Origin of the sequence: Methylobacter sp. Wu1 (assembly GCF_036553575.1) — a bacterium.
GTDB lineage: Bacteria > Pseudomonadota > Gammaproteobacteria > Methylococcales > Methylomonadaceae > Methylobacter.
On sequence record NZ_JAZHOC010000037.1, the window covers coordinates 16,389 to 30,532 of the forward strand.

A 14,144-nucleotide genomic window follows, 5' to 3' on the forward strand; every position below is an offset into this window, starting at 1 on the left:
TTGAGTTATTCTTTATTGAGCTGCAAAACAGCCAGGAATGCCTCTTGAGGAATCTCAATATTGCCCACCTGTTTCATCCGTTTTTTACCTGCTTTTTGTTTTTCCAACAGTTTTCTCTTACGGGTAATATCGCCGCCGTAGCATTTGGCCGTCACATTTTTTCTCATGGCTTTAACGGTCGATCTGGCGATAATTTTAGAACCGATGGCTGCCTGTATCGCGACTTCATACATCTGCCGCGGAATCAGGTCTTTCATTTTTTCAACCAGATCGCGCCCGCGGTTCTGGCTTTGATCCCGATGCACGATGATTGATAAGGCATCGACCTTATCCGCATTGATCAATACATCCAGCTTAACCAGCGGCGCTTCCTGAAAACGTAAAAATTCATAATCAAACGAAGCAAATCCCCGGCTCACTGATTTCAAGCGATCGAAGAAATCCAGCACGACTTCGCTCAGCGGCATCTCGTAATGGATGGACACCTGCCGGCCAACGAACTGCATGTCTTTCTGTACGCCGCGCTTTTCTACACATAACATCATGACGGCGCCGAGATAATCCTGCGGCACCAGAATATTGGCCTTAATAATCGGTTCCCTGATCTCCTTGACAGTGCCGATATCAGGTAATTTGGCCGGATTGTCGACCATGAGAACCTGCCCCCCATGAGTAACAACCTCATACACCACCGTCGGCGCCGTGGTAATCAGATCGACATCGTATTCCCGTTCCAGGCGCTCCTGCACAATTTCCATATGCAGCATGCCAAGAAATCCGCAACGAAAACCAAAACCTAACGCTTGCGATGTTTCCGGCTCAAACTGCAACGCCGCATCATTCAGATTCAATTTAGTCAGCGCTTCACGCAGATCCTCGTAATGATCGGAACTGACCGGATAGAGGCCTGCAAACACTCGCGGCTGAACGCGTTGAAAACCCGTCAACTGTTCCGTCGCCGGCTTGTCGGTCCAGGTGATCGTATCGCCAACCGGCGCTCCGAAAATATCCTTGATGCCGGCGACGACAAAACCTACCTCGCCGGTATTTAAAATCTCTTTTTCGAGACGTTTGGGCGTAAATACGCCGACTTTTTCAACGAGAAAGGATTTGCCGGTCGACATGATAGTAATCTTCTGCTTTCTGCGGATACTGCCATGAACGATTCTGACTAAAGACACCACACCCAGATAACTGTCAAACCAGGAATCAATAATCAAGGCCTGCAGGGGGCCATCCGGATTACCTTCAGGCGCAGGAATTTTAGTGACGAGCTGATCAAGCACTTCCTCTACATTCAAGCCTGTTTTAGCACTGATCTTCGGCGCATCGTCAGCCGGAATGCCGATGACATCTTCTATTTCCGTAATGACGCGCTCAGGCTCGGCGGAAGGCAAGTCTATCTTGTTCAGAACAGGGAGCACTTCCAGTCCCTGTTCTATCGCAGTATAACAGTTGGCGACGCTTTGCGCTTCAACACCCTGCGCCGCATCAACAACCAGTAGCGCCCCTTCACAGGCGGCTAACGACCTGGAGACCTCATAAGAAAAATCCACGTGTCCTGGCGTATCAATGAAATTGAGCTGATACGTTTCACCATCCTTCGCTTTATAATCGAGCGTGACGCTCTGCGCTTTGATGGTAATTCCTCGCTCTCTCTCGATATCCATTGAATCGAGTACTTGCGCCGACATTTCCCTGTTGGTAAGACCGCCGCATATCTGAATGAAGCGGTCCGCAAGCGTCGATTTACCATGATCAATATGCGCAATAATGGAAAAGTTTCTTATATGCTTTAAATCCACGTGTTATTTTTCTATTTTAAGTGCCAAAAAGACCGGACTGCCTTGACGCTGAATCAGAACAGCGATTGATTTGCCGACCGGAAGATTTTTGACTATTTTATCAAAATCAGCCACATCGCGAACGATATTATTCTGAATTCGTAAAATCACATCGCCACGCTGTATGCCTGCATCTCTGCCAGGACCTTTCACAACGTTCTGGACCAGGACACCGTTTTGAATAACCTGCAACTGCTCTCTTTGTTCATTAGTCAGATCAGTAACACTGACGCCCAAGCGGTTATCGGGTTTAGCTTCCACTTTGGCTTCAGCTACTTTTTCCTCTTCTTCCGGCAAGAGCCCGATGGTCACAGGCAGCGTTTTAGTCTCGCCTTGCCTGATGATTTTAACCGTTGCTTTATCGCCAATAGGCGTCATCCCTACCAAAGGCGGCAGTTCACCGGATGTCTCGATCTGCTGGCCATTAAACTCGGTAATAATATCGCCGATCTGTATCCCGGCTTTCTCTGAAGGACTGCCGGCAATTATCTTGGACACCAGCGCTCCCTGCGGTTTTTTCATACCGAATGATTCAGCCAGTTCGCGGGTCACATCCTGAATCTGCACGCCTAACCAGCCACGAGCGACCTTGCCGCTGGCTTTTATCTGGTCGACGACGTTCATAACGATATCCATTGGGATGGCGAATGAAAGCCCCATAAAACCGCCCGTGCGGCTGTAAATCTGGGAGTTAATGCCAACAACTTTGCCGTCCATATTGAACAATGGTCCGCCCGAGTTACCCGGATTGATCGCCACGTCCGTTTGAATGAACGGCACGTAATTCCCGCCAGGCAAGCTGCGGCCTTTAGCACTGACTATACCTGCCGTCACCGACTGCTCAAATCCGAAAGGCGAACCGATAGCTAAAACCCACTCGCCGACCTGCAGCTTATTAGGGTCGCCAATATCAACCACTGGCAAATCAGTGGCATCAACTTTTAATACGGCCACATCGGTACGCGCATCGGAACCGATCAGTTTGGCCAGCAATTCGCGGCGGTCAGACAATTTCACCACGATCTCATCGGCATCCTTTACTACATGATGATTAGTCAACACATAACCATCCTGGGAAATAATAAAGCCCGACCCCAGGGATTTAGTCTCCCTCGGTATATATCCACCGCCTTGACCATTGAAAAAATGCTTGAACAACTCTTCCATCTCAGGAGGAATACCTTCGGGCAATTGCGGCTCTTGCGCCAGATCATCAGCTCCAGCGGGCGCCTTCTGCGTGGTACTGATATTGACCACAGCCCCTCCCTCCTTTTTTACCATTTCCGTAAAATCGGGTAATTGTGCTAAAGCATTTTGGTTGCACAAAAGAACCAGAAAAAAAGACCAGATAAGCTTATTGAGCATAAAAACTCCATTTCTAATCATTAATAATAAATAACTTATAATTTAAGGAATCAGCAATTTGTTACAAAATACTTCATAAGCCAAAGACTTTGTACTTATAAAAATCAGTCATGCCTCCGAAAAAAGAAGAAGCTGATGGTGCACACTTATATTCGGATTTAGAAAACGGGCCGGACATTAAAAACGTAAAGTCAGGATATTACTTACTGAGGCTCTAAATCAGAACACCTCGTCGCCTTTCTTACACACTTCCACGCCTCCTGTTTCAGCGGCGAAATCGGGAACGAGTGCCATGCGGTTGTATTAAAGTATGTTCCGGAGTGACTGAATGGGTGTCAGACTTATAGACCGCTGCATGATGACGCTCTATCTAGGGCATGAGGATATCAGTGATGTTCAGAGTATGGTTGCTCTTTATTGTTGTAATACAACCATATTTTATTAACCTTCTAATGCCGCAGCTTAATGCCTTCAGCAATAAATTTGACTGTTTTTGCCGGCACCTCGCCCATCACCGTAAGCTGCCAATCATCTATTGTTCGGCTAAAAGAATTAACCGCGCCTACCGATTGCAATCCTTGCTGCATAGCTGTATTTTTGTTTTCCATATAAACTGAAACTGCGGCAAAACCGTCACTTAACAGCAGATGATCAACCGGCTGATTAGAATTATGAATAGGCCGGCGGGTAAAAAATATTTCCTCGAAACCAGACGGCAGATTATTTACAACAAAAGTTGCCTGATCCGATGCCTGGGCCTGTAATTGATGGATATGCTTAACATTCTCAGTCGCTTCCCCGAACTTGGCCTCGACAAAAGGCAACGCTTCTTTAACCTCTAAATCCGTAAAAACAACCTGCTCCAGAACCGTGCCTGAAAGATCATATACGGCCACTTTCAGCGGCAGAAACTGCTGTTTTTCTATCCATATTTTTCTGACATACCTAAAATCATCTTTAGGCTGAATGGCAATAACATAGGCCGGCAACATGGCCACATCTTCCTCGCCGGTCATCTTAAAATCATAGACAGCACTCAGTTCATCCAAGTCCTGAGGCACATCGACCAGGAAAGAGTGCCCTACGGGTCGATGGTCGACCACCGCCTGCTGGGTGGACTTGAATAAACAACTGACTTTGTCAGCATCCCTGATAATTTCGCGCAGCGGAGAATTTAGCGATAGCAGGCGTTCCTGCTCAATACCCTTTTCGGCTGCATGAAAATATTTCATGGTCTCCAGCTTGCCGTTTCTTAAAAAGGCAACAGTGCCTTGATAATTCAGGACCCGCATGGCGTTAGTCATTTTTGTTAATGCCTGCCGAGCATTTAATTCAACATCTGCTGCAAAAACCGTTTTTATTGATAAAAGCAACACAAGAAAAAAACGTTTTACCACTTTAATTATTCCCGATTGTAAACAGTAACACTGGCAAAGGACTGAAAATTGACCTCGCCATTGGTATAAACACTACTGTTGTGTGCCTGAAGATAATCATTAAATCGTGTATTTACCGGATACTGTCTAGTTTGATCCCTATAGACTATCGAGTCGGAAGACTGTTCCGGCAACTGCGACTGAGCCACTTCAATCGGCGAAGGTTGATATTGTTCAGTCTGATGATCCATGCTTTGGCTCGCTATCACGGCAATGATAGCGATAGATGCCGCCAAGGCGCTGATTTTATGGCTCCGCTTAAATTTATTATGCTGGGGTAACATATAAACAGGTTCATGTTGGATTTCCTGACTGATCCGTTCAACGAAATCGGATCTCGGCGACAGAAATGTGTCAGTTTTCAGAGCATGACTTACCGCCGCATAGCGGTTCATCTTGTCTCTTAACTCGGCGTTCTGTTGTATTTTTTGTAATAAACTTAAAGATTCGTCGGCACTAAGCTCATTGTCAAGGAATTGAGAGATTTTTTGATTCAAATCTTCATGCATCGAAAATCACCATTTAATCGAGCAAGGGGTTTAATTTATTATCGATTGCCTCACGCGCTCTAAAAATACGCGATCGCACCGTACCAACCGGACAATCCATTGCCACAGCAATTTCTTCATAACTCATTCCCTCGAACTCCCGCAACATAATTGCTGTGCGCATTTCCTCAGGCAACTTGTCAATTGCTGCTTTAATGACCTCAACTATTTCCTGATTCAATAAAAGTCTTTCCGGCGTTTCCATACCTTGTAATTGAGGTACATTTTCAATTTGTTCGGCATCCTGAATATCCACCTGATAATCAAAGCTTCTTCTTGACCGGGACACCAAGTAATTCTTTGCTGTATTAATAGCGATGCGGTACAACCAGGTATAAAAAGCACTATCGCCTCTGAAATTTCCTAATGCGCGATAGGCTTTTATAAATGCTTCCTGAGCCACATCTTGAGCTTCGCTTGGATCTTTGACATAACGATTCACCAGCTGAATGATCTTATGCTGATATTTAACCACCAAAAGGTCATACGCTGACTTATCGCCGTGTTGCACACGCAGCACCAGCTCTTTATCTAGTTGTTCGCTTGTCCTTGTTTGATTATTCACTACAGCTCTTTAATTGTTGAAGTAGACAGAATTAAACCGCATAAGTTCTTTTGATACAAAAAAATTGCTATCACTCTAAAAAGCTTTATTATCCATAAATAATAAGCAGCGAGCTAATTTAACGTAACATTAGCACAGTAAAACATTTTTCTTTGATTCAATGACAGCTTCTTTTATGCCTTATTCCACAAATTATGACGTCCTTGTTATCGGTAGCGGCGGCGCGGGCCTGAGTTTAGCGCTTAAATTGGCCGAGCACCCCATGCGAATTGCTGTTCTTTCAAAATTTGCCTTGACGTCCGGCAGTACCTATTACGCCCAAGGCGGCATCTCCGCAGTTTTTGATGCCGAGGATTCTATTGAATCCCATATTGAAGATACGCTGGATGCAGGCGCGGGCCTCTGCAATCCTGAAATTGTAAGACTTACCGTTACACACGGAAAAAGTTCTATAGACTGGTTACGCCAACAAGGCGTGCTGTTTACTGAAGAACAAACGCAGTCCGGCGAAACAAAACTGCATTTAAACCGGGAAGGCGGTCATTCCCATCGCCGTATTGTACATACCAATGATGCAACAGGTAAAGCAGTGTCTTTATCGCTCATTGAACGCGCCAAAGAACATGCTAATATCGAATTGTTCGAGCATCATAATGTCGTCGATTTAATCACGGTACCAAACTCCGCCGCTTCTGCCAAGCGCGTAATAGGCGCCTATGTACTGGATGCCCAGACACATCAAGTCAAGACCATTGCCGCGCGAGTCGTCGTGCTGGCAACAGGGGGCGCCAATAAGGTATATCTTTACAGCACGAATCCGCAAAGCTCAACCGGCGACGGCATTGCCTTGGCCTGGCGGGCGGGCTGCCGCGTCAGCAACATGGAGTTTATGCAGTTTCATCCGACCTGCCTTTACCATCCCCACCCTCAAGCCCGCTCTTTCCTGATCAGTGAAGCCGTCAGAGGCGAAGGCGGCAAGCTGATTCTGCCGGATGGCTCGCCTTTTATGCAGAATTTCGATCCCAGAGGCGAACTGGCGCCCCGCGATATCGTTGCCCGAGCCATAGACCACGAGATAAAAAAGCGAGGCATTGACTGCGTTTACCTGGACATCAGCCATAAATCGGAACAGTTTATACGGGAGCATTTCCCTACCATTTATCAGCACTGTCTTGAATTCGGTATCGATATCACCAAACAGCCTATTCCTGTCGTACCCGCGGCGCATTACACCTGCGGCGGCGTACTAACGGACAGCCATGCGCGTACCGATATCGAAAATCTCTACGCCATAGGGGAAGTTGCCTGCACAGGTCTGCACGGCGCCAACCGCATGGCCAGCAACTCATTACTGGAATGCCTGGTTTTTGCTGATCTCGCCAGCGAGGATATTTTGCGGAAGCTTCCCGCTATCCCGGCCGCCTCCAATATTCCTGACTGGGATGAATCGCAAGTCAGTGATTCGGATGAAGAAGTAGTGGTATCCCATAACTGGGACGAATTGCGTCATTTTATGTGGGATTATGTAGGCATCGTAAGAACCGACAAACGCCTGAACAGAGCCATGAACCGGGTGGAACTGCTTAAAAAAGAAATTGCTGAATATTACGGCAACTTCCGTGTTACCAGCGATTTACTGGAATTGCGCAATCTGGTCATAGTCGCAGAACTGATAATTCGCTGCGCCCAACAGCGGAAGGAAAGCCGGGGACTACATTACACGCTGGATTATCCGGAGACAGACAACAGCAAGCCAGCCCAAAACACTATTCTGTCGCCATAACCAACCTATAGGCGCGTTACAATTCCTTTAACAGCGACTGGACTTGACGCGCCGCCTGCTCGCAGTCTACGGCGGACTTCTCCACATCGCGACTCAACAGAAGCCCGACACTTAACCCGTCGCTGTCGCGGGATGCATATTCATTAAGAGGAGCGCATATTTTGTGCATATGTTGCTCCGCTCTGATTAAAGTCACATGACTCCCCGAATCCCTTTCGCTTTCTGTCAACATCATGACCTCACTGGTCATGCTGTTCTGTAAACGGAAAACATCTTCTACATAACGCGCAAACTCTTCCCTTGACTGCCTGTTTGCGCCATACCCAGCGCCAAAAGACGTTGCACACCCTGATAACATTATCGCCATAAAAATCAACATGCAGCCATGAAAATCAACCGGGATCTTATTCCATTTTGCCATCTGATTTTTTATTTCACCTAAAGAGTTCATTTAATCTTTTCAATATACTATAAATCTAGCCCGCTCGAGCAGAAAAGAAAGCTGTCAAACATAGGGCCTTTGGAAACAATAAAATTCTTTTAATATTTTTACTGTTTTTGTATCATCCAGCTTATCTGAGTGTATACTTTTCCCTGCTCTAATATAATTATAATTCTAACAAACACGGTTTCGATCTGATGGCTGAAAAAACAGTAAGCAAATATTTGCTCAACCTTGAAAAGAACTTTGCCAGTGACAATCCTGTATTACAGAGAGCGGCAAAAGTCTTCCATGAGCTTGATCAAATTGAATTCGATCTAGGGCTGCTCGGCGATGATGAGACGACGGCTTGCAAGGATTCCTGGTGGCCGATCATCAGCCTGATCGGCGGCAACTCAACCGCGAAATCCGGGTTTATTAACAGCTATTTAGGCTCAGAGTACATGCTCTCCGGGCTTCAGCCGTCCAGCCACAAATTTACTGTGCTGCTGCATAGCAGTCAAACCACCCCTACCATTTTGCCAGGTACTGCTCTGGATGTTGATCACCGGTACCCGTTCTATCAGATCAGCCGCAAAATTGAACAGCAACAGCCGGGCGAAGGCGACCGCATCAATTCTTATCTGGAATTGAAAACCATCAGCAGCGATCGGTTAAAAGGCAAGCTATTCATTGATGCCCCCAATATCAGCGCCGTATCGTCTAACTCAGTTGCCTCGCTGTTAATGCGGCATACAATTGAATGTTCGGATCTGGTTTTAATTTTTACGGACGCCTTTGATTCAGCCGCACCGGTTGACGAATTGGTCGAAACCATCATTCGCCATCAGGATTCCAACAAATTCGTTTATATTATCAATGAGCCGGCAGCGGCACTAAATCCGGCTCTTAACAATGAGATCATTTCTTCCTGGCAAAGAAAATTGTCAGGATTGGGCCTGAATACCGGACAATTTATTGTTCTGTCTACCGTAGAAAATACAATCAGCCCTCAAAACCAGGCCGCTTTTGCCGCGATAGACCAACGCATGGTCAATGTGGGCTACGACCGGTCATACCGTGTCCTGCACTCGCTGGAAAAAAGCATCCGTGAAATTGATAACACCGTGGTCCCGGAAGTCACAAAAGGCATTGCGATCTGGAAAGACCGCGTCAACTTTTCCACGCTGTTGATTTTGGGATTCATTATCACGTTTGCCCTTTTCGCCGAAATACAGATGGGGATTCTGGATCTATTGATAGACCCGATCATTGGCCCAGCTATCCTGCTTGTCCTGCTAGCCATAATCGTTCCGCTGCATATACTCATCAGCAAGTTGCAAGCCAAATTAATCATCAAACAGCTAACTGCCAGACAGAAAGAACTTCACTTAATGGAAAACCTGGCCAAACTCTTTGAAAAAAATCTGACTTTTTCACGCATGTTACTGCCGTTTACCGAACCTGCCGGCTGGAACAAAAAAACCAAAGCCCGCCTATCTCAATTATCCAACAAAACCAAGGAACTGGTTCAATTATTGAATGATAGTTTTGGCACTTACAACGACCGGTCATCAAACAATTATTTGGACCCGCTAAATTCAGCAAATTAATCGAACCGTTAAGTCAATTCTGCATCATTTTGTGGCTATATGGCTATTTTAAAGCAATATCTGGCGCTTTGCTGGTTTCAAAGCAACCCGCTGACGCTGCCTAGATCAGTTGATTTTTTCAAACAAAATTTCTGGTTCTACTATATTGTTGAATATTTCATACAGGTGAACATGGTGGATGATCCTGTAGAATCGTTTTATGAGGTTAGCCTGGAAACAGCGCTAACCTTTTTATTTATAGGGATCATGCTGATCCTCAACAGGTCTCTGTATGTATTTATACAGGCAGCAACCGCTTTTCTATTCTGTGAAAATGTCGTCGCTATTTTTGTCGTGCCCGTGATTGTCTGGCTGACCACTACCGATGATGCTTTAAGCTATTATACATTTGCCGCCTTGGCTTTATGGCAGTATGCGCTGATCGCTTACCTCATCCAGCGTATCCTGTCCATTAATCTTGTTGCCTCTCTGGTTTTATCCTTCCTTTATTTCATGGTGACTTACGGCGGTGCTTTCGCCCTGGCACAGGTCATATAGCGGCCTTGCCAGCCTCAGAATCGGTCCAACTCGGGATGCGCGACCTCGCCCTGATGCACATGCATCGCCCCTAATTCAGCGCAGCGGTGCAGTGTCGGCACGGCCTTGCCGGGATTGAGCAGGCCTGTTTCGTCAAATGCCCTCTTCACGGCATGAAACTGGGTTAACTCGTTATCGGTAAACTGAATACACATGTGATTGATCTTCTCGACGCCCACCCCATGCTCACCGGTAATCGTACCGCCTAATTCAACGCTCAATTTCAGGATGTCGCCGCCAAACTGTTCGGCTTTTTCCAGTTCCCCTTCATGATTGGCATTGTACAAAATCAACGGATGCAAATTGCCGTCGCCGGCATGAAAGACATTTGCCACCGCTAAACCGTACTTTTCGGATAGTCTACTGATATCTTTCAGCACTTTTGCCAAATAGCGTCTGGGAATCGTACCATCCATGCAATAATAATCCGGCGAGATGCGCCCCGCCGCAGGAAACGCTGACTTGCGGCCAGCCCACATTCTCTGCCTTTCCTGCTCCGATTGAGCAACCTTGACCTCCATTGCCCCGCTGTCCGCCAGGAGCGCTACGGCTTTCTCCAGCTCTTCTTCGACCTGTTCCCGTGTGCCGTCCAGTTCACATAGCAGTATCGCTTCTGCGTTATCAGGGTAACCCGCATGAATAAAATCTTCGACAGCCTTAATCGCCGCCTTGTCCATCATCTCCAGCCCGGCAGGAATCAGTCCGGCAGCAATAATTTCCGCAACCGCCCGCCCGGCCTTTTCGGTATCATCAAAAGCTGCCAACAAAACCTGCGCCAGTTCAGGAATAGGCAACAACTTGACCGTTATTTCAACAATAATGCCCAGCATGCCTTCCGATCCAGCCATTAATGCCAACAAGTCCAAACCGGCACTATCCAGACCGTGCGAACCGATAGTGACGAGTTCGCCATCCATCGTCAGCATTTTAATACGCAAAATATTATGCGTTGTCAGCCCGTATTTAAGGCAATGCACACCCCCCGAATTTTCGGCGACATTGCCGCCTATCGTGCAGGCAATCTGCGATGAAGGATCCGGCGCATAATAAAGTCCAAAAGGTGCTACCGCCTGCGAAATAGCCAGATTGCGCACGCCCGGCTGCACGACAGCCAAACGATTGACGCTATCGATTTCAAGAATTTGATTGAGCTTGGCCAAACTCAGCAAGACACCGTTCGCCAATGGCACGGCCCCGCCTGCCAAGCCCGTCCCGGCCCCTCTGGCGACTACCGGCACTCCTAATTGATGGCAGAACCGAACAATGCGCTGGATCTGCTCGACTGTCTCGGGCAATACGACCAGCCACGGCACGCAGTGATAGGCCGACAAACCATCGCATTCGAACGGCTTCAAGGCTTCTTTGTCAAAAACAATCGCTGCCCGGGGTAAAAACGTTTTAAATTCATTGATCAACACACTGCGGTCAATCTGATGCCGAATTGTTTCCGATGCGTGCGGCTGAATTGTTATCATAAGTCATCGTCAATAAATGAGAGCTAACCATGCATTGTGTCAAATCCAAACTGACAATAGAAGACACAATTAAAAAATCCCGCTTCATCGGAGTGATTGTTCCGTGCCTCAGTGAGAACGAGGCATTGCTGAACCTTAAGCAACTATATGCCGAACACCCCAATGCCAATCACATCGCTTTCGCGTACCGCATCAAGACCGACCGCGGCTTTATCAGCCGATTCCATGATGCGGGCGAACCCACCGGTACGGCCGGAAAACCCATTTTCCAGCATATCGAAGGCAAACAACTGATTAATCTGCTCATTGCCGTGATCCGCTATTTCGGAGGCGTCAAGCTGGGCGCGGGCGGGTTGACGCGCGCTTATGGCAACGCCGCCAAAAGCGTTATCGAGGCGGCGGACATTCACCCGTTTGTGGAACTGGCAAGAATCCGGTTGACGCTGGATTACAACCAAATGCAGCCGCTCGAATACCAATTGAAAAAACTCGACGGCCAGATCGTAGAACAGGATTTTGCCGAGCAAATCAAACTGCTGATTCAATTGCCGGCTGACAACGTGGACCTATTGTTACAAAGCTTTCCGGGAAATGCTTGACAACCCTTAGCCGGGCTCAAAAATTGTCTGGTAGGAAACATACATCAATGTTGAAACCAGCGCATATAAGACCGGCGTCAGCAACGGCATCATGCCGCCCCCGATGAATACGGCGGCAAAGACAAAGCCCAGCAGTTTATAGATGGCGCTCAGATGCCGGGTAACAGCCTTATTGCCCTGTTCCTTTGCCTGACTCCAGGTATAGTTTTTAAACAGCATCAGCGGGTAACTGAACCAGCTGGCGAATGTGGTCAGCATTAACAGAACGAAAATAAGCGCCACGATTGCCGATGAATAAAGCCAGCCGGCCAGCTGCCGCAATGACTTGTCGTCCATATTCTCAGGCGTCAACTCCCAATAATAGAAAAACTGGGCAATTTTTTCCCATTCCTCGCTATAAATATTGGCGGCCAGCCTGAAGACAAACCAGCAAAGCACGATGCTGAGAGCCGCCAGCACGGCTAATGGCAAACTTTTGCTGATCGCCCAGTAAAGACTGACCGAATGCCCGTCCGAACTTTTCAAATCAGTGTATTTTGCCACGCTGACCCCGACGAACAGACTCGCCACCGACAGAAAGACGCCCAAAGCCAATGATACACGCCCGACGCCTAACAGAAGGCCGGCAACCAACATGTATCCGATCCACACCAGAGGCTCACGGCCGATCAGCCAGAAAGCCTGACTGAGCCAGCCGCTGAAACTTGTCCTCTTCACGCCGAGATCCGCGAAATGCCGACAGCATGGCGCAATTCCTTGATAAAAGGCACGCTGATCGCACGTGCTTTTTCGGCGCCTTCCTGCAATTGCTGTTCAATGTGCTCCGGCGCCTGCATCAATGCCTCGTAACGCTCTCTTGACGGCGCAATTTGCTCATTGATATGCTCGAACAAGACCTGTTTCATTTCCCCCCAGCCTATGCCGTCCGCATAGCGCTGACGGATCTCGGCCACTTCCGATGGCGTAGCGAACGCCTTATAAATGCTGAATAACGTGCAGGTTTCCGGGTCCTTGGGCTCGCCGGGCTCCAGGGAATTGGTCTTGATCTTGTTGATCAGCTTGCGTAATTTTTTCTCAGGCTCGAACAAGGGAATGGTGTTGTTATAACTCTTGCTCATCTTCCGGCCATCCAGCCCCGCCAGGGTTGCGGCATTTTCATCGACAACCGCTTCAGGCAATACGAAGTGCTCGCCGTAAATATGATTGAAGCGTCCTGCGATATCTCTGGCCATTTCGATATGCTGAATCTGATCCTTGCCAACCGGCACTTTATGGGCATTAAACATCAGAATATCGGCAGCCATCAGAATCGGATAGCTGAACAGTCCCATGGTCACGCCTTTATCGGGATCGTTCTCGCCGCCCTCCTCGTTTTCGGCAACCGCCGCCTTATAGGCATGCGCCCTGTTCATCAACCCCTTTGCCGTGACGCAAGTCAGCACCCAGGTCAGCTCCATAATCTCGGGCACATCGGATTGCCGGTAAAACACGGCATTCGAGGTATCCAGCCCCAAGGCCAGCCAGGTTGCCGCAATTTCAAGACTGGACTGGCGGACCCGCTCCGGCTCCTGGCATTTGATCAGCGCGTGATAGTCGGCAAGGAAGTAAAATGGCGAAACATGCGCATCTTTGCTGGCGGCAATCGCCGGCCTGATGGCGCCTACATAATTACCCAAATGAGGCGTACCTGTGGTAGTAATTCCCGTTAAAATTGTTGCTTTGGTCATTCGATAATACTCAAGTCCGGTTGTGTTTGGTGTACCATATTACATAAATTCAGGCTAATATCCAGTAGCACACTCACTAAACAACCACCCGCTCAAGCGGGTGGGTTCGAATAACGGACTGAAAGTCCGGATACGCGTCGACTAAACGACGCGTCTTAATCCGGCTCCATTTTAAAATTATCGTTTGGGTTA

At 47.7% G+C, this 14,144-nt stretch carries 13 protein-coding genes; 4 read left to right on the forward strand and 9 right to left on the reverse strand.

What is annotated here, in order from left to right; genetic code table 11:
• Positions 1 to 5: 5 nt before the first annotated feature.
• The 5 genes from lepA to rpoE all read right to left on the reverse strand — a co-directional run bounded on the left by lepA (position 6) and on the right by rpoE (position 5,758).
• Positions 6 to 1,805, reverse strand: a complete 1,800-nt coding sequence (gene lepA / locus V2P20_RS04900; protein ID WP_331816689.1) for a translation elongation factor 4 — start codon at positions 1,803 to 1,805, stop codon at positions 6 to 8.
• 3 nt (positions 1,806 to 1,808) lie between these two features.
• Positions 1,809 to 3,209 carry a DegQ family serine endoprotease gene (locus V2P20_RS04905; protein ID WP_331816691.1) on the reverse strand — a complete coding sequence of 467 codons (1,401 nt, stop codon included), beginning with the start codon at positions 3,207 to 3,209 and terminating at the stop codon, positions 1,809 to 1,811.
• A gap of 449 nt (positions 3,210 to 3,658) precedes the next feature.
• Positions 3,659 to 4,606 carry a MucB/RseB C-terminal domain-containing protein gene (locus tag V2P20_RS04910; RefSeq protein WP_331816693.1) on the reverse strand — a complete coding sequence of 316 codons (948 nt, stop codon included), beginning with the start codon at positions 4,604 to 4,606 and terminating at the stop codon, positions 3,659 to 3,661.
• Between the two features lie 5 nt (positions 4,607 to 4,611).
• Positions 4,612 to 5,154, reverse strand: coding sequence for a sigma-E factor negative regulatory protein (locus V2P20_RS04915; protein WP_331816695.1), 543 nt, complete (start codon positions 5,152 to 5,154; stop codon positions 4,612 to 4,614).
• 13 nt (positions 5,155 to 5,167) lie between these two features.
• Positions 5,168 to 5,758, reverse strand: a complete 591-nt coding sequence (gene rpoE / locus V2P20_RS04920; protein WP_027159263.1) for an RNA polymerase sigma factor RpoE — start codon at positions 5,756 to 5,758, stop codon at positions 5,168 to 5,170.
• 175 nt (positions 5,759 to 5,933) lie between these two features.
• Between rpoE and nadB the strand changes: the two genes are divergently transcribed.
• Positions 5,934 to 7,541 carry an L-aspartate oxidase gene (gene nadB / locus V2P20_RS04925; protein WP_331816701.1) on the forward strand — a complete coding sequence of 536 codons (1,608 nt, stop codon included), beginning with the start codon at positions 5,934 to 5,936 and terminating at the stop codon, positions 7,539 to 7,541.
• Between the two features lie 16 nt (positions 7,542 to 7,557).
• Here the strand turns inward: nadB and V2P20_RS04930 are convergent, their stop codons facing one another.
• On the reverse strand, positions 7,558 to 7,992 hold the full coding sequence (locus V2P20_RS04930; protein WP_331816703.1) for a hypothetical protein: 435 nt from the start codon (positions 7,990 to 7,992) through the stop codon (positions 7,558 to 7,560).
• A 188-nt stretch (positions 7,993 to 8,180) separates the two neighbouring features.
• Here V2P20_RS04930 and V2P20_RS04935 point away from each other — a divergent pair, with 188 nt between their 5' ends.
• Both V2P20_RS04935 and V2P20_RS04940 read left to right on the forward strand, forming a co-directional pair.
• A complete protein-coding gene (locus tag V2P20_RS04935) occupies positions 8,181 to 9,575 on the forward strand; it encodes a hypothetical protein (protein WP_331816705.1) in 1,395 nt (464 codons plus the stop codon).
• Positions 9,576 to 9,614: 39 nt separating this feature from the next.
• The gene (locus V2P20_RS04940; protein ID WP_331816707.1) at positions 9,615 to 10,112 is read left to right on the forward strand and encodes a hypothetical protein; all 498 of its coding nucleotides are present in this window, start codon (positions 9,615 to 9,617) and stop codon (positions 10,110 to 10,112) included.
• A 14-nt stretch (positions 10,113 to 10,126) separates the two neighbouring features.
• On the opposite strand, the gene V2P20_RS04945 is transcribed toward V2P20_RS04940, so the two are convergent.
• Positions 10,127 to 11,626, reverse strand: a complete 1,500-nt coding sequence (locus V2P20_RS04945) for an FAD-linked oxidase C-terminal domain-containing protein (RefSeq protein WP_331816709.1) — start codon at positions 11,624 to 11,626, stop codon at positions 10,127 to 10,129.
• Positions 11,627 to 11,655: 29 nt separating this feature from the next.
• Between V2P20_RS04945 and V2P20_RS04950 the strand changes: the two genes are divergently transcribed.
• Positions 11,656 to 12,225 carry a YigZ family protein gene (locus V2P20_RS04950; RefSeq protein ID WP_331816711.1) on the forward strand — a complete coding sequence of 190 codons (570 nt, stop codon included), beginning with the start codon at positions 11,656 to 11,658 and terminating at the stop codon, positions 12,223 to 12,225.
• Between the two features lie 6 nt (positions 12,226 to 12,231).
• On the opposite strand, the gene V2P20_RS04955 is transcribed toward V2P20_RS04950, so the two are convergent.
• Both V2P20_RS04955 and V2P20_RS04960 read right to left on the reverse strand, forming a co-directional pair.
• Positions 12,232 to 12,942 (reverse strand): hypothetical protein, encoded by a 711-nt coding sequence (locus V2P20_RS04955; RefSeq protein ID WP_331816713.1) that lies wholly within the window; start codon positions 12,940 to 12,942, stop codon positions 12,232 to 12,234.
• Positions 12,939 to 13,952 (reverse strand): tryptophan--tRNA ligase, encoded by a 1,014-nt coding sequence (locus V2P20_RS04960; protein WP_331816715.1) that lies wholly within the window; start codon positions 13,950 to 13,952, stop codon positions 12,939 to 12,941. The genes V2P20_RS04955 and V2P20_RS04960 overlap by 4 nt, the downstream gene beginning before the upstream one ends.
• Positions 13,953 to 14,144: the final 192 nt, after the last annotated feature.

Excerpts from the sequence above, each read along its gene's own strand:
- V2P20_RS04945 (WP_331816709.1), bottom strand. The coding sequence starts at position 11,626 with ATGATAACAATTCAGCCGCACGCATCGGAAACAATTCGGCATCAGATT.
- V2P20_RS04935 (WP_331816705.1), top strand. The coding sequence starts at position 8,181 with ATGGCTGAAAAAACAGTAAGCAAATATTTGCTCAACCTTGAAAAGAAC.
- V2P20_RS04950 (WP_331816711.1), top strand. The coding sequence starts at position 11,656 with ATGCATTGTGTCAAATCCAAACTGACAATAGAAGACACAATTAAAAAA.
- V2P20_RS04905 (WP_331816691.1), bottom strand. The coding sequence starts at position 3,209 with ATGCTCAATAAGCTTATCTGGTCTTTTTTTCTGGTTCTTTTGTGCAAC.
- V2P20_RS04930 (WP_331816703.1), bottom strand. The coding sequence starts at position 7,992 with ATGAACTCTTTAGGTGAAATAAAAAATCAGATGGCAAAATGGAATAAG.
- V2P20_RS04960 (WP_331816715.1), bottom strand. The coding sequence starts at position 13,952 with ATGACCAAAGCAACAATTTTAACGGGAATTACTACCACAGGTACGCCT.
- nadB (WP_331816701.1), top strand. The coding sequence starts at position 5,934 with ATGCCTTATTCCACAAATTATGACGTCCTTGTTATCGGTAGCGGCGGC.
- V2P20_RS04940 (WP_331816707.1), top strand. The coding sequence starts at position 9,615 with ATGGCTATTTTAAAGCAATATCTGGCGCTTTGCTGGTTTCAAAGCAAC.
- V2P20_RS04915 (WP_331816695.1), bottom strand. The coding sequence starts at position 5,154 with ATGCATGAAGATTTGAATCAAAAAATCTCTCAATTCCTTGACAATGAG.